This window comes from Methylobacterium thuringiense (assembly GCF_022179645.1).
In the GTDB taxonomy this organism is placed as follows: domain Bacteria; phylum Pseudomonadota; class Alphaproteobacteria; order Rhizobiales; family Beijerinckiaceae; genus Methylobacterium; species Methylobacterium thuringiense.
In genome coordinates, this window is the sequence record NZ_BPRA01000009.1 from 101018 (window position 1) to 126323 (window position 25306).

General features: G+C 68.2%; 24 protein-coding genes. 14 read left to right on the forward strand and 10 right to left on the reverse strand.

Annotation, left to right across the window (positions count from 1 at the left end; all coding sequences use genetic code 11):
- Positions 1-19: 19 nt before the first annotated feature.
- The 6 genes from ppdK to greA all read left to right on the forward strand — a co-directional run bounded on the left by ppdK (position 20) and on the right by greA (position 6765).
- The gene (ppdK, locus tag MFF07_RS10970; RefSeq protein ID WP_147817704.1) at positions 20-2683 is read left to right on the forward strand and encodes a pyruvate, phosphate dikinase; all 2664 of its coding nucleotides are present in this window, start codon (positions 20-22) and stop codon (positions 2681-2683) included.
- 242 nt (positions 2684-2925) lie between these two features.
- Complete coding sequence (locus tag MFF07_RS10975) at positions 2926-3183, forward strand: hypothetical protein (RefSeq protein ID WP_147817703.1); 258 nt, start codon at positions 2926-2928, stop codon at positions 3181-3183.
- 126 nt (positions 3184-3309) lie between these two features.
- Complete coding sequence (locus MFF07_RS10980; RefSeq protein WP_147817702.1) at positions 3310-4305, forward strand: cell wall hydrolase; 996 nt, start codon at positions 3310-3312, stop codon at positions 4303-4305.
- A 247-nt stretch (positions 4306-4552) separates the two neighbouring features.
- A complete protein-coding gene (locus MFF07_RS10985) occupies positions 4553-5149 on the forward strand; it encodes a hypothetical protein (RefSeq protein WP_147817701.1) in 597 nt (198 codons plus the stop codon).
- Between the two features lie 112 nt (positions 5150-5261).
- Entirely contained in the window at positions 5262-6248 is a 987-nt protein-coding gene (acuI, locus tag MFF07_RS10990; protein ID WP_238231895.1) for an acrylyl-CoA reductase (NADPH), read from the forward strand.
- A 52-nt stretch (positions 6249-6300) separates the two neighbouring features.
- On the forward strand, positions 6301-6765 hold the full coding sequence (gene greA, locus MFF07_RS10995; protein ID WP_147817699.1) for a transcription elongation factor GreA: 465 nt from the start codon (positions 6301-6303) through the stop codon (positions 6763-6765).
- A 63-nt stretch (positions 6766-6828) separates the two neighbouring features.
- Here greA and MFF07_RS11000 read toward each other — a convergent pair whose 3' ends face one another.
- A complete protein-coding gene (locus MFF07_RS11000) occupies positions 6829-7719 on the reverse strand; it encodes a LysR family transcriptional regulator (protein ID WP_147817698.1) in 891 nt (296 codons plus the stop codon).
- Positions 7720-7877: 158 nt separating this feature from the next.
- Between MFF07_RS11000 and wrbA the strand changes: the two genes are divergently transcribed.
- Entirely contained in the window at positions 7878-8477 is a 600-nt protein-coding gene (wrbA, locus tag MFF07_RS11005; protein ID WP_238231897.1) for an NAD(P)H:quinone oxidoreductase, read from the forward strand.
- 228 nt (positions 8478-8705) lie between these two features.
- Here wrbA and MFF07_RS11010 read toward each other — a convergent pair whose 3' ends face one another.
- Positions 8706-9701: an L-threonylcarbamoyladenylate synthase gene (locus tag MFF07_RS11010; protein WP_238231899.1), complete on the reverse strand. Its 996-nt coding sequence runs from the start codon at positions 9699-9701 to the stop codon at positions 8706-8708.
- A gap of 133 nt (positions 9702-9834) precedes the next feature.
- Between MFF07_RS11010 and MFF07_RS11015 the strand changes: the two genes are divergently transcribed.
- Genes MFF07_RS11015 through MFF07_RS11035 form a run of 5 tightly spaced genes read left to right on the forward strand, consistent with a single transcriptional unit; the run spans position 9835 to position 15128 of the window.
- Positions 9835-11595 (forward strand): acyl-CoA dehydrogenase, encoded by a 1761-nt coding sequence (locus MFF07_RS11015; RefSeq protein WP_147819400.1) that lies wholly within the window; start codon positions 9835-9837, stop codon positions 11593-11595.
- Positions 11596-11626: 31 nt separating this feature from the next.
- Positions 11627-12391, forward strand: coding sequence for an enoyl-CoA hydratase-related protein (locus MFF07_RS11020; RefSeq protein ID WP_147819398.1), 765 nt, complete (start codon positions 11627-11629; stop codon positions 12389-12391).
- Between the two features lie 47 nt (positions 12392-12438).
- Positions 12439-13269, forward strand: a complete 831-nt coding sequence (locus MFF07_RS11025) for an SDR family NAD(P)-dependent oxidoreductase (RefSeq protein ID WP_147819402.1) — start codon at positions 12439-12441, stop codon at positions 13267-13269.
- The gene (locus MFF07_RS11030) at positions 13259-14119 is read left to right on the forward strand and encodes an SDR family oxidoreductase (protein ID WP_147819396.1); all 861 of its coding nucleotides are present in this window, start codon (positions 13259-13261) and stop codon (positions 14117-14119) included. The genes MFF07_RS11025 and MFF07_RS11030 overlap by 11 nt, the downstream gene beginning before the upstream one ends.
- A 4-nt stretch (positions 14120-14123) precedes the next feature.
- A complete protein-coding gene (locus MFF07_RS11035; RefSeq protein WP_147819394.1) occupies positions 14124-15128 on the forward strand; it encodes a magnesium transporter CorA family protein in 1005 nt (334 codons plus the stop codon).
- 152 nt (positions 15129-15280) lie between these two features.
- Here MFF07_RS11035 and MFF07_RS11040 read toward each other — a convergent pair whose 3' ends face one another.
- Positions 15281-16933 carry a B12-binding domain-containing radical SAM protein gene (locus MFF07_RS11040; RefSeq protein WP_147819392.1) on the reverse strand — a complete coding sequence of 551 codons (1653 nt, stop codon included), beginning with the start codon at positions 16931-16933 and terminating at the stop codon, positions 15281-15283.
- 612 nt (positions 16934-17545) lie between these two features.
- On the opposite strand from MFF07_RS11040, the gene MFF07_RS11045 reads away from it, so the two are divergent.
- A complete protein-coding gene (locus tag MFF07_RS11045; protein WP_147819390.1) occupies positions 17546-18292 on the forward strand; it encodes an SOS response-associated peptidase in 747 nt (248 codons plus the stop codon).
- A gap of 4 nt (positions 18293-18296) precedes the next feature.
- Here the strand turns inward: MFF07_RS11045 and MFF07_RS11050 are convergent, their stop codons facing one another.
- Complete coding sequence (locus MFF07_RS11050) at positions 18297-19556, reverse strand: class I SAM-dependent RNA methyltransferase (RefSeq protein ID WP_147819388.1); 1260 nt, start codon at positions 19554-19556, stop codon at positions 18297-18299.
- Entirely contained in the window at positions 19553-20299 is a 747-nt protein-coding gene (locus MFF07_RS11055; RefSeq protein ID WP_238231901.1) for a TlyA family RNA methyltransferase, read from the reverse strand. Before MFF07_RS11055 ends, MFF07_RS11050 begins: the two co-directional genes overlap by 4 nt.
- A 109-nt stretch (positions 20300-20408) precedes the next feature.
- Between MFF07_RS11055 and MFF07_RS11060 the strand changes: the two genes are divergently transcribed.
- A complete protein-coding gene (locus tag MFF07_RS11060; protein ID WP_238231903.1) occupies positions 20409-20945 on the forward strand; it encodes a superoxide dismutase family protein in 537 nt (178 codons plus the stop codon).
- Between the two features lie 62 nt (positions 20946-21007).
- Here MFF07_RS11060 and dxs read toward each other — a convergent pair whose 3' ends face one another.
- The 5 genes from dxs to MFF07_RS11085 form a co-directional block, all read right to left on the reverse strand.
- Positions 21008-22990: a 1-deoxy-D-xylulose-5-phosphate synthase gene (gene dxs / locus MFF07_RS11065; RefSeq protein WP_238231905.1), complete on the reverse strand. Its 1983-nt coding sequence runs from the start codon at positions 22988-22990 to the stop codon at positions 21008-21010.
- A 102-nt stretch (positions 22991-23092) separates the two neighbouring features.
- Complete coding sequence (locus MFF07_RS11070) at positions 23093-23377, reverse strand: exodeoxyribonuclease VII small subunit (protein ID WP_147818537.1); 285 nt, start codon at positions 23375-23377, stop codon at positions 23093-23095.
- Positions 23378-23522: 145 nt separating this feature from the next.
- Positions 23523-24035, reverse strand: a complete 513-nt coding sequence (locus MFF07_RS11075) for a tyrosine phosphatase family protein (protein WP_147818536.1) — start codon at positions 24033-24035, stop codon at positions 23523-23525.
- A 13-nt stretch (positions 24036-24048) separates the two neighbouring features.
- The gene (locus tag MFF07_RS11080; protein WP_238231907.1) at positions 24049-24690 is read right to left on the reverse strand and encodes an HD domain-containing protein; all 642 of its coding nucleotides are present in this window, start codon (positions 24688-24690) and stop codon (positions 24049-24051) included.
- Positions 24687-25304: a DNA-3-methyladenine glycosylase I gene (locus tag MFF07_RS11085; RefSeq protein ID WP_147821627.1), complete on the reverse strand. Its 618-nt coding sequence runs from the start codon at positions 25302-25304 to the stop codon at positions 24687-24689. The genes MFF07_RS11080 and MFF07_RS11085 overlap by 4 nt, the downstream gene beginning before the upstream one ends.
- Positions 25305-25306 lie beyond the last annotated feature (2 nt).

The following is a 25306-nucleotide window of genomic DNA, read 5'->3' on the forward strand; positions in this document are numbered from 1 at the left end:
GATCTGATGGACGAGACAGATGACGAAATGGGTCTATTCCTTCGGTGACGGCAAGGCCGAGGGCGAGTCGGCGATGCGCAACCTGCTCGGCGGCAAGGGCGCGAACCTCGCGGAGATGTCGAATCTCGGCCTGCCGGTGCCCCCCGGCTTCACCATCACCACCGAGGTCTGCACCGCCTATTACGAGAACGACCAGACCTACCCCGCGGACCTGAAGGACGCCGTGAAGGCCGCCCTGGAGCAGGTCGGGCAGATCACCGGCCGCGGCTTCGGCGACTCCCAAAAACCCCTGCTGGTCTCGGTCCGCTCCGGCGCGCGGGCCTCGATGCCCGGCATGATGGACACCGTGCTCAATCTCGGCCTCAACGACGAGACGGTCGATGCCCTGGCGCGCGATGCCGACGACGAGCGGTTCGCTTACGATTCCTACCGCCGCTTCATCACGATGTACTCGAACGTCGTGCTCGGCGTGGAGCACCATGCCTTCGAGGAGGCGCTGGACCGCTACAAGGACGGGAAGGGGTTTTCGCTCGACACCGAACTCGGTGCCGAAGACTGGAAGACCCTGATCCAAACCTACAAGAAAATCGTGCGCGAGGAGCATGGGTCGGACTTTCCGCAGGGGGCGGAGGACCAGCTCTGGGGCGCGATCGGCGCCGTGTTCGATTCCTGGATGATCCCGCGAGCCAAGAAGTACCGCGAGCTGAACGCCATCCCCGAGAGCTGGGGCACGGCGGTCAATGTCCAGGCCATGGTGTTCGGCAACATGGGCGATACGTCCGCCACCGGCGTCGCCTTCACCCGCAACCCGTCCACCGGCGAGAGCGCGCTCTACGGCGAGTTCCTGATCAACGCCCAGGGCGAGGACGTCGTCGCCGGCATCCGTACCCCGCAGGACATCACCGAGAAGGCCCGGATCGAGGCCAAGTCCGAAAAGCCTTCGATGGAGAAGGCGATGCCCGACAGCTTCGCGGAGCTGACCCGGATCTACGGCATCCTCGAGAAGCACTACCGCGACATGCAGGACATGGAGTTCACCATCGAGAATGGGAAACTCTGGATGCTGCAGACCCGCAACGGCAAGCGCACGGCCAAGGCGGCCCTGCGCATCGCCGTCGAGCTCGCGGGCGAGGGCCTGATCTCCAAGGAGGAGGCGATCCGGCGCATCGAGCCGAGCAGCCTCGACCAGCTCCTGCACCCGATGATCGACCCGGAGGCCGAGCGCACCGTCATCGCCACCGGCCTGCCGGCCTCGCCCGGCGCGGCGGTCGGCGCGATCGTGTTCAACTCCGAGGATGCCGAGGCCGCCCGCAAGGCCGAGCGCAAGTGCATCCTGGTGCGCATCGAGACGTCGCCCGAAGACATCCACGGCATGCACGCGGCCGAGGGCATCCTAACCACGCGCGGCGGCATGACGAGCCATGCTGCGGTGGTGGCGCGGGGCATGGGCAAGCCCTGCGTCTCCGGCGTCGGCTCGATCCGCATCGACTACAAGGCCGGCACGCTGACGGTGGGCGGCAAGACGCTGAAGGCCGGCGACATGCTGACCATCGACGGCTCCACCGGCCAGGTGATCGAGGGCGAGGTCCGGATGATGGAGCCCGAACTCTCGGGCGAATTCGCTGCGCTGATGGAATGGGCCGACACGCACCGCACCATGAAGGTGCGCACCAACGCCGACACGCCCACCGACGCCCGCACCGCGCGCAACTTCGGCGCCGAGGGCATCGGCCTGTGCCGGACCGAGCACATGTTCTTCGAGGGCGACCGCATCGTCGCCGTGCGCGAGATGATCCTGGCGGATGACGCCGAGGGTCGGAAGGCCGCGCTCGCCAAGATCGAGCCCTACCAGACCGACGACTTCGTCGAGCTGTTCACGATCATGTCGGGACTGCCCGTCACGATCCGCCTGCTCGACCCGCCGCTGCACGAGTTCCTGCCGCACGGCGACGAGGACGTGAAGGAATTCGCCGAGACGGTCGGTGTGCCGGAGGAGAAGATCCGCGCCCGGTTGAAGGAGCTGAAGGAGTCGAACCCGATGCTCGGGTTCCGCGGCTGCCGGCTCGCCATCGCCTACCCCGAGATCGCCGAGATGCAGGCCCGCGCCATCCTGACCGCTGCGGCGCGGGCGGCCAAGGACACCGGCAAGCCGGTGACGCCGGAGATCATGGTGCCGCTGGTCTTCACGAAAGCCGAGTTCGACATCGTGAAGGCCGCCATCGACCGCGAAGCGAAGAAGCTCGGCGAGACCGTGGAATATCAGGTCGGCACCATGATCGAGCTGCCGCGCGCCGCCCTCCGCTCCGGCGAGATCGCGGAATCGGCGGAGTTCTTCTCCTACGGCACCAACGACCTGACCCAGACGGCGCTCGGCATCTCCCGCGACGATGCCGGCACCTTCCTCGGCGCCTACACCAAGGCCGGCATCATCCCGGCCGACCCGTTCGTGACGATCGACCGGGAGGGCGTCGGCGAACTGGTGCGGATCTCGGCGGAGCGCGGGCGCGCGACGCGCAAGGGCATCAAGCTCGGGATCTGCGGCGAACATGGCGGCGACCCGGCCTCGATCGCCTTCTGCCAGGAGGTCGGCCTCGACTACGTGTCGTGCTCGCCGTTCCGGGTTCCGATCGCCCGTCTCGCCGCGGCTCAGGCGGCGCTCGGAGACGGCGGCCGACAGGACTGACGTCTGCCGATTTCGGACGCAGGAAGCTTGACCATCAGGCAGTGCACGGCGTGGAATTGTGCAACGCTCCGAGGCTGTTATGCCCGCGCTGGCGACGGCACGATTCCCGCCGTGGAAGCGTTGCAATAAATTTTGTGCGGGGCCGTTGAACCCCTGTCTGGCAGGCACGTTAACTGCTATCGGACCTCCGTACGCGTGCACGCTTGCCGGTGGTTCGGCTAGGACTCGCGGGATCTCTGGCCATGTCTGATCCGACGTCCAACACCGTCCTCATCGATACGCGCGTTCCCGACATCGGGAGGGCCATGCAGAGCGCCTTTCTCTGGGTGCTCGCGAGCCTCGTCACGGCCGTTGCGATCTTCGTGATCACCCTGCTGGTCTGGGCTCAGAACGAGCGCGAGGCCGGCCGCATGATCGTCGGGGCGCAGAAGACCACGGGCTACCTGCCGGTGGTGGCCTCGCAATACGCGACGCTGCACGGTCGGCCGGGCAGCTTCTGACGGCCAGCCTTCGGCCTTAACCTCACCTCAACCATAACCGGCGATATCTGGGTCACGGCCCAAATGATCGCCCGGTCTGCTGAGACCCTGCGCTCGGGCTCTGGATCCTGACGCGGGTAGAGTTGCGTGGCGACGAGGCGGGTTCGAGGCGGGCGTAGACGCCAATCGGGACTGGGCTGGCTCGGCACGGCCGTGGTCCCCTGGGCTGCGGGCGTCGGCCTCCTGATCTCCTTCACCGCGACGGCCGGCACCGACCACAGTTTCGGTGTCCGGCAGAGCCAACTCATCGAACGCATGGCGCGCCTGCCCCGCGGTGCTGCCAGCCTCCTCGCCCATGCCGGAGATTCCGTCACGGGCGTGCTCAGCCCCGGCGCCACGACCTGGACCCCGGACCAGGAGCCGGACGGCTTCGTACCCGTCCCCGATCTCGGGCTCGGCATCGCAGCCGAGGGCGACACCCCCGGCAGCCGCGACGCCGAGGCCTCTGCGCTGGAGAATTCCGACGGCGCCACACCCGCCGTGCCGAAAGCGGTGGCCCTGTCGTCGGTGACGCCGGCCCCGGCCGACGCGGTGCCGATCGAGGTCGCCGCCGCCAGCCTCGCGCTGCCGGGCTTCTCGCCGCGTCTCGACCGCGACATCGCGCCCGCACCGGACGCGCAGGCTCCGGTCGAGGGCGCCGACCACCGCTATGCCGACCTGATCCAGCCGGACGCCATGGATCGCGAGCAGCGCTGCCTCGCCGAAGCCGTGTATTTCGAGGCCCGCAGCGAACCGGAGGACGGGCAGGCCGCCGTGGCGCAGGTCATCCTCAACCGGGTGAAGAGCGGCCTCTACCCGGCCAACGTCTGCGGCGTCGTCTACCAGAACCGGCACCGCTACATGGGCTGCCAGTTCTCCTTCGCCTGCGAGGGCAAGTCCCTGCGCATCACCGATGCCGGCTCCTGGGAATCCGCCACCCGCATCGCCAGCGCGGTCATCGCGGGCCGGACCTATCTCAGCGAGGTCGGCGGCGCGACGCACTACCACGCCAACTACGTCCGGCCGGGCTGGTCGCGCCGGCTCAAGAAGATGGACGTCATCGGCCGTCACATTTTTTATCAGCTCAAGCGCGGGCAGACCTGAGGCCGAGGGCCGCCGATGGCTCACTGATCGGTACTTAACGATGCCACGACCGTAAAATTGCAAAAGACCCAGTAAGGAATACGCAACAGCTCGGCACCTGCGTAGTCCTGTGCATAGGTTAATTTTACCGTCTTCGGCGATAGACCTTGCCGTGACTGCAACTTGACCGCTTCCTGCGCGTCGGAGAACGCGCGCTGAACGCCAGCCGCGCCCGTATCGCGTAGCGTATCAGATCGAGGATGCCGTCATGACCGCGCCGGTCACCCACACAGCCACACTTGTCACGACTCTCGCCGGTGCTCTCGTCGGCGCCACCCTCCTGGCAACACCGGCCGCAGCCGGCGGCTGCTACGGCGCCGAATGCTACCGCCGGGTCGTCACCCCGCCGATCTTCGACACCGTCTCCGAGCAGCGCCTCGTGCGTGCCCCGCGCACCGTCTACCGCACCACGCCGCCGGTCTACGACACGGTGTCGGAGCGCGTGCTGGTCTCGCCGGGCGGCCGCCACTGGCAGACGAGCTACGACGCCTACGGCCAACTCGTCGGCTGCTGGATCACCACGCCGCCGCGCTACGCCGTGAGCAGCCGCCGCGTCCTGGTGCGTCCGGCCGAGGTGATCCCGGAGACGCTGCCGCCGGTCTATGCGAGCTATTCGCGCCGCGTCCTGGTGCAGCCGGCGAGTTCCCAGTGGGTGCCGACCGGCGGCGGTTATGGCGGCGGTTACCGGCAGGCCGGTTTCGGCATCGGCTCGATCCCGGATGCCGTCGGCATCACCGGCGCGTCCTCGGCGGATGTCGGCGTCGGCCTCGGCTTCTCCTCGGGCAGCGTCTACGACGGCTACTGAGCTTTTGACGATGATCTGAAGTCGGCCTCGGAGGTCTCGCGCCTCCGGGGCCGACTTGATTCAGGCCCGGCGCGCCGTACCTCCCATCGCGTCGAAGATGGAGGAGACCGGCATGGCGACGTTCAAGGCCTGGGTGGTCGAGAAGGGCGAGGGCGGCCAAAGCCTCGCTCTCGAGGATTTCGACGAGTCCGGCCTGATGGACGGCGACGTCACCGTGCGGGTCACCCATTCGGGCCTGAACTACAAGGACGGGCTCGCCATGACCGGCCGGATGCCGGTGGTCCGCCGCTTCCCGATGATCCCCGGCATCGATTTCTGCGGCGTCGTCGAGACTTCGGACAACGCCGCCTACAAGGCCGGCGACACCGTGGTACTCACCGGCTGGGGTGTCGGCGAGACGCATCTCGGCGGCTTTGCCGAGCGCGCGCGCGTGAAGGGCGACTGGCTGGTTCCGCTGCCCGACGGGCTGTCGCCGGCCCAGGCCATGGCGATCGGCACCGCCGGCTATACCGCCATGCTGTCGGTGATCGCGCTGGAGAAGCACGGGCTGACGCCGGAATCCGGCCCGGCCGTCGTCACCGGCGCTTCGGGCGGGGTCGGCTCGGTCGCCGTCTCGCTGTTGAAGCGCGGGGGCTGGCACGTCATCGCCTCGACCGGGCGTGACGGCGAGGCGGAGTACCTGAAGGCGCTCGGCGCCACGGAGATCGTCGACCGCGCGGACCTCGCCGGCGATCCGAAGCCCCTCGCCAAGGAACGTTGGGCGGCAGGCATCGACGCCGTCGGCTCGAAGACGCTCGCCAACCTGCTCGCGATGACCAAGGGCGGCGGCGCCATTGCGGCCTGCGGCAATGCCGGCGGCATGGACCTGCCGTCGTCGGTCGCGCCGTTCATCCTGCGCGGCGTGTCGCTTCTCGGCATCAACAGCGTGACCACGCCGCAAGGTCCCCGCAGGGAGGCCTGGGCGCGGCTCGCGAAGGAACTCGACCTCGAAGCCTTGTCGTCGATGACCACGACGGTCGGCCTGAAGGACGTCGGCGGCCTCGCCGAAACCATCCTCGCCGGGCAGACGCGCGGGCGCACCGTGGTGGAGATCGGCTGAGCATCGCTCGGCCAAGCGGAACTGCACAGCCTGTCCGCGCATTGCACGTCGCATGAGCATAGCATTCGTTCGCGAAAAAGAAGGTGGCGAAGCGTTCGAGGATCTTCCCGATCGCCCGATCTCCCCGCACACCAACTTCGTCACCAAGGAAGGCCTCGCCCTGATCGAGGCCGAAGTCGCACGGCTGGAGGCGGAGAACGCCGGCCTCGACCACAACGACAAGGCCGAGACGGCCCGCGTCTCGCGCGACCTGCGCTACTGGTCGTCGCGTAAGAACTCGGCGCAGGTCATCGAGCGGGTCGAGGGCGACACCGTGCATTTCGGCTCGACCGTGACGGTGGTGCGCGAAGACGACGAGACGCAGACCTTCCACATCGTCGGCGAGGACGAGGCCGATCCGGCCAAGGGCTCGATCTCCTACGTCGCCCCGCTCGCCCGAGCGATCACCGGCAAGAATGTCGGCGATACCGTCGAGGTGAACGGGCAGGAAGTCGAGATCACCAAGGTCTCGGCGTAGAGCAGGCTGCGAAAAAGTGGCAACGGTTTTTCGCGCGAAGCCTGCTCTCAACTTTGGAATCGATCACGTTTTCTGATGCGCCGCGCGTCCCTCGAAAGCGGGACGCAGCGGCGCAATCGCGTCGGCCATGAAGTCCATGAAGGCGCGGACACGGACGGCGTGGCGCAGGTCCGGATGGGTCAGGAGCCACAGGTCCGAGGCGATATCGGGCTCGAGTTCGCCGAGTCGCCGGAGATCCGGGGCGGCATCGCCGATGTAGCAGGGAAGCAGTCCGATCCCGATTCCGGCCTGAATCGCCTCTCGAAGGCCGGTCACAGCGTTCACCTGCAACGCGATCCTGTTGGAGCCGGCGCGCATCCGCAGGAAACGCGCGAACCGCCCATCCGCGACGTGCGGTCCGGGCGTCACCCAACGCCTCGCGTACGATTCGTCATCGAGGCGGTCGTGCCGCCCGTAGATCGCCCAGGCGATACCCGACAGGCGTCGGCCAAAGAGATTGGCCGGCGGGTTGTTGCTCGCCCGTATCGCCACGTCGGCATCCCGTTGCGACAGGTTGAGCGGCTCCTCGGACATGACGACGTCGAGCTGGACGTCCGGGTAGGAGTCCCGAAACCGTGCGAGGAGCGGCATCAGCAGATCGGTCACGAAGCCGACCGGCGCGGTGATGCGGAGTTCGCCCGACGGCGTCAGCGTCCGGCCCAGGACTTCCCGGCCGAAGCGCGCGACATCCGTCTCCATCCGACCGGCCGCCTCGACCATGGCGAGGCCGGCCGGGGTCGGCACGTAGCCGGAGCGCGAGCGCTCGAACAGGCGCGCGTCGAGCGATGTCTCGATGCCGGACAGCCGGCGAAAGGCCGTCGAGTGGTTGATGCCGAGATGCGATGCGGCATGGGTCAGGCCGCCGCGGTCGGCGATGGCTTTGACGAGCCGAAAGTCGTCCCAGGCGAGGGTCATGCGGCGAGCAGCACTACTTGATTTGCATCCATGCAAAGACGTTCTTGCAGATCAGGGCATTTTCGCAATCGCCGCGAAGGCCGATGTGTCCGGCACTGGAGGCGCACCGCACATCGCGGGCGCTCGAGTCGGTTCGAAACACGACAGGAGATCGCGCGATGGCGAAGGTGCTGGTGCTCTATTATTCGTCCTGGGGCCACGTGGAGCAGCTGGCGAACGCCGCCGCCGAAGGTGCCCGCGAGGCCGGTGCCGAGGTCACGGTCAAACGCGTGCCCGAACTGGTGCCCGACGCCGTCGCCGAGCAGTTCCACTACAAGCGCGACCAGCCTGCTCAGATCGCGCAGCCGGACGAACTCGCCGATTACGACGCGATCATCTTCGGCACGCCGACCCGCTACGGCAACATGGCCGCCCAGATGAAGAACTTCATCGACCAGACCGGCGGGCTGTGGGCCAAGGGCGCTCTCGTCGGCAAGGTCGGGTCAGCCTTCACCTCCACGGCCTCGCAGCATGGCGGCCAGGAGACGACGCTGACGAGCTTTCACACCGTCCTGCTCCACCACGGCATGGTCATCGTCGGCCTGCCCTACGCCTTCCAGGGTCAGATGGGCGTCGACGCGGTGAAGGGCGGCTCGCCCTATGGCGCCACGACGATCGCGGACGGCGACGGAAGCCGCCAGCCGAGCCCGGCCGAACTCGACGGCGCCCGCTTCCAGGGCAAGCATGTCGCCAGCATCGCCGCGAAGCTCGTAGCGTAGCTAGACATAAGCCGCGATCCTGCCGATCGCGGCTTATGTTAAACCCTTGTCGTAACGCGAGTTCTTCACGCGAACCGCAAACACTTCGCTTGAAATCGCTTCGGACAAGAAAAAAGGCTCGCATTGCTGCGAGCCTGGGAAGGAAAAAGGCCATTGGGGGCTGAACTGGCCTTCGTGATTGGACAACGGCCTTACCGACACTCGGTTCCGAAGAAAGTTGGAAAAAGTTCAGCGGGGCGCGGCGGCCCGGTTCAGGCGGTCGTTGATCGCCTCGCCGAGCCCGTCCGCCGGGATCGCGACGACGGCGATCGTGCCGGCGCCGGACGCGTCGAGTCGGCGCAGTGCTTCGAACAGGCGGGAGGCCGCCTCGGTCGCATCGCCGCGCTCGCTCAGGGTTTCGACGACGCCGGCCTCGTCGAGTCCGGCCGGCCGGAACGACCCGAACAGCAGAACGGCCTCGCCGGGCGCAATCCGCTCGACGTCGAGGCGGACGGCGGCCCGCGGCGCGTAATGCGACGCGAGCAGGCCCGGACCGATCGGGCGGCTGTCGTCGCCTGAGCCCACCGCCGGATCGATACCGAGAACCCGCCGCAGTTCGGCGCGGGTGATCCCACCCGGCCGGAGCAGGCGCGGCGGGCCACCGAGGCAGGCCACCACCGTCGATTCGATACCGACAGAGCAAGTGCCACCGTCGAGCACCGCCGCGATACGCCCGTCGAGATCGGCCAGCACATGCGCGACCGAGGTCGGGCTGACCCGGCCGGAGCGATTGGCCGACGGCGCCGCGATCGGCCGGCCGACGCGGGCCAGGATCTCTCGCGCCAGCGCATGGCCCGGCACCCGCAAGGCCACGCTCGGCAGGCCGGCGCGGGCGAGATCGCAGACCGATCCGCCGGGCGCGGCCGGCACCACCAGTGTCAGCGGTCCCGGCCAAAAGGCCTTTGCCAGCGCCGCCGCGGTCTCATCGAAAATGCCCTCGTGGCGGGCAGCGGCCTCGTCGGGCAGATGGGCGATCAGGGGGTTGAAGCGCGGGCGCTCCTTGGCCGCGTAGATCGCGGCGACGGCACTCGGCTCCGAGGCGTCGGCGGCAAGCCCGTAGACGGTCTCGGTCGGGATCGCGACGAGCCGGCCCGCGCCGAGCAGCCGGGCGGCCTCGCCGATGCCGTCGGCGTCGGGCGCGAGGCGCAGCGTCGGCCTGTCGGCGATTGACCCGGGATCGTCCATATCCAAACTGTCTGTGCGCAATGAAGGCGGCTGTGGCAGCAGCGCGGCTTCGGTCGTAAGAGGCAGCCGGCCGTAGCCGCCTGCGGTCCGAGACGTCAAATCAGCGCCAACCATACGGCGCCGGAGGAGCCCCATGAGCTATCGCGCGCCGGTCGAGGAGATGGCGTTCACCCTGCGCCACGTCGCCGGCCTCGACGCCGTGCTGGCGCAGGGCGGCCACGAGATGGCGCCCGAGGATGTCGGCGCGATCCTCGATGAGGCGGGCAAGCTGGCGAACGGCGTCATCGCGCCGCTCAACCGCGCCGGCGACCGGCATGGCGCGACCCTGACGGACGGCGCGGTGACCACGGCGCCGGGCTGGCGCGAGGCCTATCGCGCCTTCGTCGATGGCGGCTGGAACGGCCTCGGCGCCACGGTCGAGCATGGCGGCCAGGGCCTGCCGCACCTGATGGCGGCGGCCTGCAACGAGATGTGGAACGGCGCCAATCTCAGCTTCGGCCTGTGCCCGCTGCTGACAGCCGGCGGCATCGAGGCGCTGACGGCGCACGGCTCGGCCGATCTGAAGGAGCGCTACCTCGCAAAACTTGTGTCGGGCGAGTGGACCGCGACGATGAACCTGACCGAGCCGCAGGCCGGCTCGGATCTCGCACTGCTGCGCAGCCGCGCGGAGCCGATCGGGGACGGCCGCTACCGGATCGTGGGCCAAAAAATCTACATCACCTACGGCGAGCACGACCTCACCGAGAACATCGTGCACCTCGTGCTGGCACGCCTGAAGGACGCACCGGCCGGCACCCGCGGCATCTCGCTGTTCCTGGTCCCGAAGATCCTGCCGGACGGAACGCGGAACGACCTCCGCTGCTCGGGCCTCGAGCACAAGCTCGGCATCCACGCCTCGCCGACCTGCTCCATGGCCTTCGGCGATGCGGGCGGCGCCATCGGCTGGCTGATCGGCGAGGAGAACCGCGGGCTCGCCTGCATGTTCACGATGATGAACTCGGCCCGGCTCAATGTCGGCCTCCAGGGTGTCGGGGTCGCAGAGGCCGCCTATCAGCACGCGCTCGCCTATGCCCGCGAGCGCCGGCAGGGCAGGGCGCCGGGCACAGCCGAGACCAGCGCCATCGTCGCCCATGCCGACGTGCAGCGCATGCTCCTGACCATGAAGGCCTACACGGCCGCCGCGCGCGGCATCTGCTACCTCACGGCTCAAGCCCTCGACGCCACGGACGGGCCGGAGGGCAAGGCCGCCTTCGAGCGCGCCTCGCTGCTCACCCCCGTCGCCAAGGCCTTCGCCACCGACATCGCCAACGAGGTGACCTCGCTGGGCGTACAGGTGCATGGCGGCATGGGGTTCGTGGAGGAGACGGGCGCGGCCCAGCTCATGCGCGATGCCCGCATCCTCGCGATCTACGAGGGCACCAACGGCATCCAGGCGATCGACCTCGTCACGCGCAAGCTGCCGCTCTCCGGCGGCGCCACGGTGCGCGCGCAGATCGCGACGCTGCGGCGGGTGGCCGAGGGCCTGCTCAAGGACGGCTCGCCCGGCTTCGGCCATGCGGCGGCGCGCCTGCGCGACGGCGTCTGTAGCCTCGACCGCGCGACGAGCTTTTTGCTGAAGACCCTCGCCTCGAACCGGCCGGAGACGGCTCTGGCCGGTGCCACGCCGTATCTGCGTCTGTTCGGCCTGGCCCAGGGCGCGGCCTGTTTGGCGCAGGCAGGGCTGGCGTCGAGCGCGGCGCTGAAGGCCGGCGACACCGATCCGGCCCATGCCGCCCGGATCGCCCTGGCGCGTTTCTTTGCGGAGAACCTGCTGACGGCGGCGAGCGGGCTGGAGCAGGCGGTGATCGACGGTGGGGCGTTCGCCGAGGATGCGGTGGCGATGCTGGCGAGCTAGACACCGTAGAGCGGGCAAGGCGGATGCGACGATGACCGACCACATCACGGTCCAGAACACCCCCGGCGGCGTCCGCCTGATCGGCCTCGACCGGCCGCAGAAGAAGAACGCGCTGACCGGCGCCATGTACGACGCGATGCGGGTCGCCCTCGCAGACGCGGATGCGTCAGGCGAGATCGGCGCCGTCGTCTTCGCGGGCCTGCCGGGCATCTTCACCGCGGGCAACGACCTTGCGGATTTCGACGAGGGCACGCGGACCGCTTTCGGGGACGCGCCGGCGCTTCAGTTCATCCGGCAGCTGGCTCGCACGAGAACGCCGATGGTGGCGGCTGTGGACGGGATCGCGGTCGGCATCGGCACGACGCTGACGCTGCATTGCGACCTCGTCTATGTCAGCGACAGCGCGCGGTTCCGGATGCCGTTCGTCGAACTCGGGCTCGTGCCGGAGGCCGCCTCCAGCTACCTGCTGCCCCGCCGCGTCGGCCTGCTCAAGGCAACCGAATTTCTGCTGCTGTCGGAGCCGTTCGACGCCGCGACGGCCGTGGGTCTCGGCCTCGCCAACGGGATCATCCCCTCCGACATGCTGGTCGAGCACGCAATCGCGCAGGCGTCCCGGCTGGCGGCGCTGCCGCGCTGCGCGGTCGAAGCCTCGCGAAAGCTGATCCGCGGCGACCAGGCGGCGGTCGAGGCCGCTTTGGAAGCTGAAGCCGAGGCCTTCGAGGCGCGATTGCGCTCGCCCGAAGCGCAGGCCGCCTTCAAGACGTTTCTCGACCGAACCCCGAAGCCCGCCGCGTGAGCGACAAACCCCTCGCCGGCCAAGCCCTCGCCGGCAAGGTCTGCCTCGTGGCGGGGGCCTCGCGCGGCGTCGGGCGCGGCATCGCGCGCGGCCTCGGCGAGGCGGGCGCGACCGTGATCGTCACGGCCCGCTCCAGCGAGACCGGCCCTCGCACCGAGATGCGCCCGGAGGCGATCGAAGACACCGCCCGGGAGGTCGACGCCGCGGGCGGGGAGGGGCACCACTACCTCTGCGACCACCGCAGCGAGCGCGCCGTCGACGAACTGGTGCATTGGGTGCTGCGCCGCTTCGGCCGCATCGACGTCGCGGTCTCCAGCGTCTGGGGCGGCAACGAGGGCTATGACGGCGAGCGCTACGCCGACGGGGCCGCCTGGGGCACGCCGTTCTGGCGCCGCTCGGCCGAACCGTTTTCGAACTTCCTCGACGGCGGCCCCTATCCCGGGCTCCTACTGGCACGCGCCGTCGCGCCGGCGATGGTCTCCGCCCGCAGCGGGCTGTTCGTCTTCGTCTCGTTCGGGACGGAGAGCGGCTATCTCGGCGACGTCTTCTACGATCTCGCCAAGGCGACGACGAACCGTCTCGCCTTCGCCTGCGCCGCCGAACTCGCGCCGCATGGCGTCTGCAGCGTCGGCCTCTCGCCGGGCTTCGTGCGCACCGAGCGGGTGCGCGACCTCGGCCAGGACGCGTTGGCGACCGAGAGCCCGCTCTATGCAGGCCGGGCGGTCGCCGCGCTGGCCGCAGACACGTCGGTGTTGACCCAGAGCGGGCGCACGCTGCACGTGGCCGATCTCGCCCGGACGTATGGCTTCACCGACACCGACGGCACCCAGCCAGACCGTTTCCGGATCGCGACGGAGGACAACAGCGATGGGCCATAGCCTGCAGGGCAAGACGCTCTTCATCACCGGCGCCTCGCGGGGCATCGGCCTCGCCATCGGCCTGCGTGCGGCCCGCGACGGCGCCAACGTCGCCATCGCCGCCAAGACGGCCGAGCCGCATCCCAAGCTCGAAGGCACGATCCACACGGCCGCCGCGGCGATCGAGGCGGCCGGTGGCAAGGCGCTGCCGCTGCTCGTCGACGTGCGGGACGAGGACGCTGTCCGCGATGCGCTGGACCAAACGGCCAAAAAATTCGGCGGGGTGGATATCGTCGTGAACAACGCCAGCGCGATCTCGCTGACGCGCACGCCCCAGACCGCGATGAAGCGCTTCGATCTGATGCATCAGATCAACACGCGCGGCACCTACATGGTCAGCAAGCACGCGATTCCTTACCTGCAGAAGTCCGACAACCCGCACATCCTGATGCTGTCGCCGCCCCTCGACATGGCGGAGAAGTGGTTCGCGCCCCACCTCGCCTACACCATGGCGAAGTTCGGCATGTCGCTCTGTGTGCTGGGGCTGGCCGGCGAGCTGCGCAAGACCGGTATCGCGGTCAACGCTCTGTGGCCGCGCACCACCATCGCCACGGCGGCGGTGCGCAACATCCTCGGCGGCGAGGCGCTGATCGCGGCGAGCCGCACGCCGGAGATCATCGCCGACGCGGCCCATGCCGTCTTCCTGAAGCCGGCGAAAGAATTTTCCGGCCGCTTCCTCATCGACGATACGTTCCTCGCCGAGGAGGGTGTCACGGACTTCACACAATACCGCGTCACACCCGGCGTCCCTCTTGCGCCGGACTTCTTCGTGCCGGATGCGAGCGTACCGCCTCACGACGCGTTGGTCTGATCCCTTGATCTTCATTCACCAGCCGGTCTCCAGCACCGCCCAGATACTCCTGGAGCGGCGGCCGCTCGAACTGCAGGACGTCATTCCAGACGACACGCTCTGGCTCGACCTGGTCCGCCCGACACGGGAGGAGGATCTCAAGGTCGAATCCTTCATGGGCATTTCCGTCCCGACGCGGGAGGAGATGAAGGACATCGAGCCGTCCGAACTCCTCTACGTGGAGGAGGGTGCCCGATACATGACGGGCCGGGTGCTCTCGAAGGTCGAGGATTCGGAGGAACCGGGGCTTGCCGGCATCACCTTCATTCTGCGCGGCAACCGCCTCGTCACGGTGCGCTACGAGGAGCCTCAGGCATTCCGGATGTATACGCAGCGGGCCGGACGCTCGACCGGCAACGGTCCCTCTCAGAACTCCTCGGGCGAGACCATTCTGGCGGGGCTGATCGAGGCGGTGATCGACCGGGCCGCCGACGTGCTGCAGCTGCAAGGCGAGCGCATCGATCGGCTGTCCCGTAAAATTTTCGAGGAGAAGAGCGATCCCAGTGCCCGCAACACCGCTCTCCAGGACACGCTGCGGGCGCTCGGGCGCCACGGCGACCTGATCTCGAAGCAGCGCGAGAGCCTCGTCTCGATGGAGCGCATCCTGCTGTCGCTCTCGGCGACCTATCGTACGAGCAAGGCTCCGAGGGAGCTGCGCGAGGACGTACGCTCGACTCTGCGCGACCTGCAATCGCTGGAAGAGCACGCGACGTTCCTGTCGTCCAAGATCCAATTTTTGCTCGACGCGACGTTGGGCCTCGTCAATCTCGAGCAGAACAACATCATCAAGCTGTTTTCGGTCATGGCGGTGGTGTTCATGCCGCCGACGTTGATCGCTTCGATCTACGGCATGAACTTCAAGATCATGCCGGAATTGGACTGGAGCCTAGGCTATCCTCTCGCCGTCTGCATGATGGTTGTGGCAGCGGTGTTGCCGTATGTGTTCTTCCGCTGGAAGAAGTGGCTCTAAGCGCCCCAATAATATTTATAAAAAACGCTTCGATACACATCCGATTTCAATAAAATACATGCTGCATTGTAGTCGAAAAATGCAGCATGCCGTGACGTGGATTTGTGCCACGCAGTTTTTGCTCTAATCTGCTTGACGATAGCGGCGCCAATTCAAGCGACGGCAGCGAGGGGCTTGGTGCTACAGGCTTGCTGCGTGTTGGCAGGCATGACCGACGGCTCGACGTACTCTCCGTTGTCGATCGCCGCGATGCGATCGTCGAGTTCCGCGATAACGTAGCGCGAGAACGGATAGAGGTGCAGGTAGAGCACCATGTTCATGATCGCATAGTCGAGCGCCTTGGGGTTGCGCTTGGCCAGCATGAAGAACGCGCTCCAGAAGTGCCTGGCCAGTTCGGGGCGCCGGACCGTCATGCGCACGCAGGTCCGTGTAAAGGTGCGGATATCCTTGAGGATGCTCGCCCAGTTCGGTTTGGCGGCCTCGAAGGTCGGGCGGTTCAACGCGAGGCCGACGACGCGCACTCTCTCGAAGAAGACGGTCGGATCATAGACGTTGGCGAGCACTTGACGATAATCCGCGAGGATCTCTCGCCGGGGCCGTGCCGTCACGTAATTGAGTCCGGCGGTGCACTGATCGCCCGTGACCGTCGAGACGTGCGAGAATTTCTCGAAGAGCCGACCTTCCTTCTCGAGCCGGCGCTGGAGCTGGGTATTCGGGAGTGCCGTGAGCAGACCGACCATTGCGGCGGGGACTGCGGTGTCGCGCACGCAATCCATCATCGGCTGGGCGATGCTGCCCTGCTCCGAATCGAAGCCGACGATGAAGCCGGCGGTGACGAACATTCCCGCACCGTAGATCCGGTGGACGCTATCCGCGATCGACCGGCGGGTGTTCTGCTTCTTCTGAGTCTGTGCGAGCGTCGCCTCGTCGGGGGTCTCGATGCCGATGAAGACGACGAAGAAATTCGCCATCCGCATCATCGTCAGAAGGTGGGGATCGTCCGAGAGGTTCAGCGAGGCCTCGGTCGAGAACCGGAACGGATAACCATGGGCCTCCTGCCACGCCACGAGATGCGGCAGGAACAGTTTCACGGCCTTCTTGTTGCCAATCAGGTTGTCATCGACGAAATCGACATGACCGCGGTAGCCGAGCCCGTACAGCACGTCGAGTTCGGCCAAGATCTGAGGCGTGTTCTTGGTGCGGGGCTTGCGCCCGTACAGCTCGATGATGTCGCAAAATTCGCAGGTGAACGGACAGCCGCGCGAAAACTGAACGCCAACGTAGAGATAATTTGAAAAATCGAGCAGGTCGAAGCGCGGAATTGGGCTCTGGGTCACGTCGGCCTGGAATTTTACCGCCACGAACCGGCCGTTGCGTTCGCCGCGCTCCCAAGCCTCGATGAACTGGTCGATGACACCCTCGGCCTCGCCGAGTACCTGGAAATCCGCGGTCTCGTAATAGTCCGGACTCGAGGTCGGGGCCGGACCACCGACGCAGACCGGGACGCCGAGCTCCTTGCAAAGCCCGATCACGTGGATCGCGTCCGGCTCCTGAGGCAACATGCCGCCGGTCATGACGACGTCGGCCCAGGTGAGGTCGGCGTCGCTCAATTCCTGCGCGTTGCGATCGATCAGCCGGACCTGCCAATGTTTGGGCAGCATCGCGGCCATCGTGATGAGGCCCAGCGGCGGTGTCGAAGTCTTGGCGCCCTGCAATTCGCAGGGCTCCTTGAAGCTCCAGAATGAATTCGGGTTGAAGCGCGGAAACACGAGCAGTACGCGCGTCCCGGAAGATCCGTTCGTCATCCCGCACCCCGATTTCCAAATTCAAACCGGAGCATAGTCGCTCCGCGCATCGGGTCACCCCGGACAGGCTCCGATCGGGCATCCGATGGAGGGTGCGGTTCGAATGCGCCCATTTGTCGACCATCGCCTCAGACAACAGCGATGAGCGTCTTCGGCGAATAGATTTCGCTGCCGGCCGGGACGGCATTGCAGCAAGTGTTCTCGCCCCCGACCGCGGCCGCTCCGTCCCCTCAAGCTCGCAGGCATCCCCGGAACTCCGCAATGAATCGGCATTGAAGCGTGGAAAGACGTCAGGATGCGCATGGTCGTCAGGTTCGGCTCCTGCATCCCATGCCTTTGGTCTTCCCTCCTGCTTCGGCGCGCTATCATTACGATTTTCGAACCGCTCTTGCAGAGATCGGCAAACACAAAACAAACCGATTTTTCCAATCGACGATCCGTAAAACACGGCCAAATCGATGCCGATAATCAGTTTTGCTTTATCACGACGAAAAATTCAAAAGTCACTCCTACGCGGAGACGGTCGATGAGGGGATGCTACGGGTCGCCGCAACCGATTCCGCACCGGTCCCTCGCTTGATTTCGCGCCGCCGGACAGACCATATCCAACCGATGTGCGGTCGCTACGTCATCAGCCTGACGCCCGAGATTTTTCGGCGGTTCTACGGCTATGCCGAGACGCCGAACTTCCCGGCCCGCCACAACGTGGCGCCGACGCAGCCCGTGCCGATCGTGACCGCCGAGCACGGCGCCCGGCATTTCCGGCTGGTGCGTTGGGGGTTCTGGCCGACTTGGGCAAAGGATCCGGCTGATTTCCCGCTGATCTTCAACGCCCGCGTCGAGTCACTCGCCGAAAAGCCGACGTTCCGTGGTGCGCTGCGCCACCGCCGCTGCGTCTTCCTGGCCGACGGCTTCTACGAGTGGCGGCGCGAGGGCACCGGCAAGACGGCAACGAAGACCCCGTACTTGATCCGCCGCGAGGACGGTGCGCCGATGGCGCTCGCCGGCCTCTGGGAGACGTGGTCGAGCGCCGACGGCTCGGAGGTCGACACCGCCACCATCGTCACCTGCGGCGCCAACGGTACCCTCTCGGCGATCCACGAACGCATGCCGGCGATCCTGTCGCCCGAGTCGGTGGGCAACTGGCTCGATACGGTCGGCAACGAACCCCGCGAAGTCATCGAGCTATGCCGGCCGTGCCCGGACGAATGGCTGACGATGGTGCAGGTCGGCGACCGCGTGAACAACGCCCGGAACGACGATGCGGATCTCGTCGCGCCGGTCGCCGCGCCGGCACGGAGACCCCGCGCAGCCGAGCCGCGACGAAGCGACGACGGCGGGCAGGGAAGCCTGTTCTGAAGGGTTACAGCCGCCGCTTCTTCGCCACCGCCTCCCGCCGGAACACGCCGACCAACTCGACATGGCCGGAATAGCGGAACTGGTCGACAGGCGTGACCTGCTCCAGCCGGTAGCCGCCGGCGATCAGGGTGGCGGCGTCGCGGGCGAAGGTGCCGGGATCGCAGGAGACGCCGACGACGAGCGGCACCTTCGATTCGGCGAGCCAGCGCACCTGGGCCTGGGCGCCGGCGCGGGGCGGGTCGAACACGACGGCATCGAAGCGGTCGAGTTCGATCGGCAGCAGCGGGCGGCGGAAGAGGTCGCGGCGCTCGGGCGTGATCCGGCGCAGGGACGGAATCGCGCGCGCGGCCCGGTCGAGACCACGCAGGGCCGCCTCGTCGCCCTCCACCGCAAGCACGTCGGCCGTGCGGGCCAGCGCCAGCGCGAACGGGCCGCAGCCGGCAAAAAGGTCGGCGACGCGCTTCACGCGCTTGTCCATCGCGCCGACGACGAGGGCCGTCAGCAGTGCCTCTCCGGCCTGCGTCGCCTGGAGAAAGCCGCCGGGCGGGGGCATCAGCCGCGCCGCGCCCGAGGGCAGCGTCGGCGGGCGCAACTCGACGACGATGTCGCCGTGCAACGCCAGCCGCGCGAGGCCGAGATCGCCCGCGAGCCGGGTCAGGGCGATGCGCGCCTTGTCGCTCACCGGCCCGTGGCCGCGGATATCGATGTCGAGGCCGGCTTCGGTCGCCGTCGCCTGCACGTCGAGGGGTTTTGAGCCACGGCCGAGATGCTCGGCCAGGGCTTCGGCGACCTGCGGCGCGCGATGCAGGTCCGGCACGGTGATCGGGCAGTGATCGATCGGCACGAGGGCGTGGCTTCGCGCCGCCATCAGCCCGGCCCGCGCCACGTCGTCGACGCGGCGGACATGCAGGGTGATCCGGCGCCGTCCCGCCTCGTGCGCGTCGACGAGCGGCAGCAGTTCCACGTCGATATGGGCCTGCGAGAGCGCCTGCTCGGCGATGCCGCGCTTCCAGACCGCATAGGGCTCGGGTGCCAGATGCTGCACGGCGCAGCCGCCGCACTCCTCGTAGTACGGGCAGAACGGATCGATCCGATCGGGGGAGGTCAGTTCGATCGCGAGAAGCCGCGCCCGGCCGTCTTCGCGCCGGACCGAGACGCGCTCGCCCGGCAGCGCACCGGCGACGGCGAGCCCCGCCGCGGTCAGCCCGTCGCCGCGCGCTCCGAGCCGCGCGATGGCGACACTCTCACTCGAACCCTCGGTCACGTATGGGTGCCCTTGCCTGCGCCGATCAGAAATTCGCGATTGCCGTCGCCACCCTCGACGGGGGAGGGAACGAGACCGAGCACCGTGAGCCCGAGCCCTTCGAGGCCGGCTCGGACCTCGTCGCAGACCGCAGCGTGGACGGCTTCGTCGCGGACGATGCCGCCGCGGCCGACACGCTCGCGCCCGGCCTCGAATTGCGGCTTGATCAACGCCACCAACTCCGCGCCATCCGCCATCAGCGCGACCGCCGCCGGCAGGACGAGGCGTAGCGCGATGAAGCTGACGTCGATCGTCACCAGCTCCGGTGCCTGTCCGAGCGCGGCCGGGTCGAGACTGCGGATGTCGGTGCCCTCCAGGCTCGTCACCCGAGCGTCGGCCCGCAGCGAGGCATGGAGCTGGTCGCGGCCGACATCGAGAGCAGTGACGTGGCGGGCGCCCCGCCGCAGCAGCACGTCGGTGAAGCCGCCCGTCGAGGCACCGATATCCAGGCAAGTCCTGTCGCGCGGGTCGAAACCGAAGGCGTCGAGCGCCGCCGCGAGCTTGAGGCCGCCGCGCGAGACATACGGATGCGGCGCGCTCGCCTCGATCCGGGCATCCGGCGCCACGAGATCGGCGGGGCGCTCGACGGCCCGGCCGTCGGCGGTGATGAGCCCGGCCCGGATCGCGGCGACCGCGCGGGCGCGGCTCTCGAACAGGCCGCGCTCCACCAGCACCCGGTCCGCGCGCTGTCGTTCGGCCGTCATCGCAAGCACGTCGTCGGATCCGCGGATAAGGGTGAGGTGTTGCCGGCTGCCCCTGTCTGCGAGCCCACAAGGCCCCTACCTAGCCCGTCGTGTGAAGGAGAGTCACCCGATGAGATGCATACCGGCCGCCCTCGTGCTCGCGGGCCTCGCGTCGTCCGCGCTGGCGCAGGACAAAAAGGACGAAGCGCCCGTCGCAGTCCAGACCTTCGAGAGCCCGATCACCAACGGGAAGAACGAGCCGATCGGCAAGATCGTGATCCGCGACGGCGCGAACGCGCTGGTCCTGCGCGTCACGATCCAGGCCGGCGGTCTCACGCCCGGCTGGCACGGGCTGCATTTCCACGCGGTCGGCGATTGCTCGGACCCGGAAAAGTTCGAGAAGTCGAAGGCGCACGTCAACCACGACAAGCGCTCGCACGGCCTGCTCAACGCCGACGGTCCCGACGAGGGCGACCTGCCGAACCTCTTCGCCAACGCCGACGGCTCGGCCAACGGCGAGGTCACCAGCGAGATGGCGCTGACCGGCGAGGACAGCCTCAAGGACGGCGACGGCTCCGCCCTGATCATCCACGCCAACGAGGACGATCACACGGCCCAGCCGATCGGCGGCGCCGGCGCCCGCGTCGCCTGCTCGGTCATCAAGTAATTTTTTGGGACTTTGCGTCGTGACATCTGCGGCGGCCGCGCGGTGCGGCCGCCGTTCGCATGTCAGCGGCGGCCGGCGAGGCTGACGACGGGCGGCTCGCCGGAGGCCTTGCCGGCCGGCAAAGCGGCCTTGACGGTCTTGACGATGGCGTCGGCATCGAGGCCGGCCTCGGCGTACATCTTCTCGGGCTTGTCGTGGTCCTGGAAGCTGTCGGGCAGGGTCAGGGTGCGGACCCGTACCGTACCGGCATCGAGGGCGCCCTTGGCCGAGAGCAGGTGCAGCACCATCGCGCCGAAGCCGCCGACCGAGCCCTCCTCCATCGTCACCAGCACCTCGTGCGTCCCGGCGAGATCGAGGATCAGGTCCTCGTCCAGCGGCTTGGCGAAGCGCGCGTCGGCCACGGTGACGGCGATGCCGGCCTTCTCAAGATCGTCTGCCGCCTTCAGCGCTTCGCCGAGACGCGTGCCGAGGGAAAGCAGCGCGACGCGGGCATTCGCGGGACGCCGGATCACCCGGCCGCGGCCGATGGCCAGCGGCTCGCCCTGCTCGGGCAGCTCGACGCCGACGCCCTCGCCGCGCGGGTAGCGCAGCGCGATCGGGCCGCTGTCGTGCGCGTGGCAGGTCGCCACCATGTGCACCAACTCGGCCTCGTCGGCGGCCGCCATCACCACGAAGTTCGGCAGGCAGCAGAGATAGGCGAGGTCGAAGGCCCCCGCATGGGTCGCACCGTCGGCGCCCACCAGCCCGGCCCGGTCCATGGCGAAGCGCACGGGCAGGTTCTGGATCGCGACATCATGCACGACCTGGTCGTAGGCCCGCTGCAGGAAGGTCGAGTAGATCGCCACGAACGGCTTGTAGCCCTCCGTCGCCAAGCCCGCCGCGAAGGTCACCGCATGCTGCTCGGCGATGCCGACGTCGAAGGTCCTGTCGGGGTGCGCCTTGCCGAACAGGTCGATGCCGGTGCCGCCGGGCATGGCCGCGGTGATCGCCACCACCTTCGGGTCGGCATCGGCCGCCTTGATCAGGCTCTCGCCGAAGACGCGGGTATAGGCCGGGGCGTTGGGCTTGGCCTTGGCCTGCACGCCCGAGATCACGTCGAACTTCACTACGCCGTGGTAGCGGTCCGCGCTCGCCTCGGCCGGGCCGTAGCCCTTGCCCTTCTGGGTCACGACGTGGAGCAGGATCGGGCCCTCGCTCGCATCGCGGACGTTCTTCAGCACCGGCAGCAGGTGGTCGAGGTTGTGGCCGTCGACCGGGCCGACATAGTGGAAGCCCATCTCCTCGAACATCGTGCCGCCGCCGACGACGAGGGAGCGGGCGTATTCCTCGGCCTGCACCGCGCGCTCGTAGAGCCGCTTCGGCAGCAGCTTGCCGAGCTGCTTCGCCGTCTCGCGGATCGAGCGGTAGGTATCGCCCGAGGCAAGCCGCGCGAGGTAGGCCGACATCGCGCCGACCGGCGGCGCGATCGACATGTCGTTGTCGTTGAGGATCACGATCAGCCGCGAATGCAGCGCGCCGGCATTGTTCATGGCCTCGTAGGCCATGCCCGCCGACATCGAGCCGTCGCCGATCACGGCGATCATGTTGCGACGGTTTTTTGGGGTTTCGCCGCGCGCCTTCAGATCGGCTTCGTGCAGGTCGCGGCCCACCGCCATGCCGAGCGCGGCCGAGATCGAGGTCGAGGAATGCGCCGCGCCGAAGGGGTCGTACTCGCTCTCGCTCCGCTTGGTGAAGCCCGACAGGCCCCCGCCCTGGCGCAGCGTCCGGATGCGATCGCGCCGTCCGGTGAGGATCTTGTGCGGATAGGCCTGGTGGCCGACATCCCAGACGATGCGGTCGGAGGGCGTGTCGAAGACGTGATGCAGGGCCACCGTCAGCTCGACCACGCCGAGGCCGGAACCGAGATGCCCGCCCGTCACCGACACGGCGTCGATCATCTCCGCCCGCACCGCATCGGCCACGGCGCGGAGGTCCGATTCCGGCAGACGCCGCAACGCGTCCGGGGTCGAGATCGAGTCGAGAATGGTCTTGTCTACGAATGCCACCGAACCAGCCTCATGTCCGGAGTAAGGAAAGGCGCGCAAGATCTTGCGCGAGCTGCGTGTTTTGATCGGCGCGCGCCATGGAAGCCATGCGGCAGGCGCCCGCTATTCCACGTCGAGGGGAGCGACGGAGGCCGCCTGGCCGTCGGAGCCGAGGGTGATTCGCTGGATGCGGGCCTCGGCCCGCTTGAGCAGCGACTCGCAGTGGCGCTTCAGGGCCTCGCCGCGCTCGTAGATCTCGACGGACCGGTCGAGGGGCACGTCGCCCTTCTCGAGCTGACGCACGATCTCTTCGAGTTGCGCCAGCGCCGCCTCGAAGGGCAGGTCTTCGGGCACGACGTCGGGCGCCTCGGGCACAGGGGCCGGCGCGGCGGTTCGAGCTGCGTTCATCCCTCACATCCCATCGGGCGGGTTATGCCGGTGCAGCCGCAGCCGCACAAGTCCGGTGGAGTGCGCGGGGCCGCAGCCCCGTGTGTGGTCCGGCTGATCATCTCGGGCCAGTAACGCATGATGGCCGGATTCCGTCGCGTTTTCTTCAGGCCAGGGCGAGGTGGAACGGCGTGCCCTCGTAGGCCTCCGCGCCACGGCCGATCCCGGCGATGGCGACGACCATGCGCCCGTCCCGTTCGAGCAGGCCGTCGGCGATCTCGACGAGCAGCCGGTTCGGGGTCGCCGAGGGGGAGGCCCGGCGCAGCTCCGACGCGATCGCGCCCTCGTCCTGCTCCGGCTGGAGTGCGCAGGCGGCAACGTAGAGCGCGGCGGTCGAACGGCTGATGCCGGCATAGCAATGGATCACCAGGGGCCGGGCGCGATCCCAGCCGCGCACGAAGTCGAGAAGGGCACGGACATGCGCCTCCGCCGGCAGGATGTGATCGGCTTGCGGCGCCGAGATGTCGCTGACGCCGAGGACGAGATGGCGCTCCGCCTCGATCGCGGGCGGCCGCCTGACGGCGGTGCCGGCCGTGAACAGCGTGACGAGGTGGCTCGCCCCCGTCGCCGCGACGGTTTCGGGCAGGCGCGCCAGCGAACAGGCGTGGAGGGTCGGCATCGGTCTCTTCGGTTCAGGATCGAACGGGGAATTGCCCGGCGGGGAGGGCCGCCGTCAACGCCGCGAAGCGGGCGAGGTAGCAGGCCTGCACGGCGGCGGTCGGCTTGCAGACGATCCAGGTCTCGATGTCGCCGATCACCGCTTTCGGCAGCGCGGGCGTCCGGCCGAAGATGCGCCCGGCCTCCTCCTCCGAAAAGCCGGCGAGCCGGACCGCCTCGATCGCGGCCGCGATCCGGTCGGCCCGCTTGACGAGACGGGCCAGGGCCGGGGAGGGCGGGGCGAGGTCGAAGCGCCGCCGGATGGCGCCGAGGAGCCGCCGCTCGACGGACTTGTAGGCGTCGCCGATCGCGGCCTTCAGGGGCGAGATGATGTCGCCGATGACGTATTCGGGCGCGTCGTGCAGGAGCAGTTCGAGGCGCTGCGCCGGCCCGTCGCCGCCGGGCAGACCACCGCCGATCGCCTCGACCAGCAGCGAGTGCTGCGCGACCGAAAAAACGTGCGGACCGTGCGTCTGCCCGTTCCAGCGGGCGACGCGGGCGAGGCCATGCGCGATGTCGGCGATCTCGACGTCGAGCGGAGAGGGGTCGAGCAGGTCGAGGCGCCGGCCCGACAGCATGCGCTGCCACGCGCGGGGCGGCTGTTTCGAAGCCGTCATGCCGGCGCCAAAGCCGCGCAGGCCGCGTGGCGGTGGCAGCCGGCGAGGTGGTCGTTGACCATGCCGGTCGCCTGCATGAAGGCATGGATGATGGTCGGCCCGCAGAAGCTGAAGCCCTTCGCCTTCAATGCCTTCGCGATTCTTTGCGAGACCTCGGTCTCGGTGGCGATGTCGGCGCGCGTTTGCGCACCGGACTGGACCGGCGTCCCATCGACGAAATCCCAGAGAAAGCGCGAAAACCCCGGTCCGCTCTCCTCGATCGCGAGCCAAGCGCGGGCTCCGGCGATGGTGCCGACGATCTTGGCGCGGTTCCGGATGATGCCGGTATCCGTCATCAGCCGCGCCACGTCGGCGTCGGTGAAGCGCGCGATCGTTTCAGGCTCGAACCCTGCGAAGGCGCTGCGGAACCCCTCGCGACGGCGCAGGATCGTGATCCAGGACAGCCCGGCCTGGAAGCCGTCGAGGATCAGCTTTTCGTAGAGCGCGCGGGAATCGAACTCCGGCACACCCCATTCGGTGTCGTGATAGGCGACGTATGTCGCGTCGAGCCCGGCCCACCAGCAGCGCGGGCAGCCGTCGGGATGGGTGGTGATGAGGCCGGTCACGTCCGCCATGC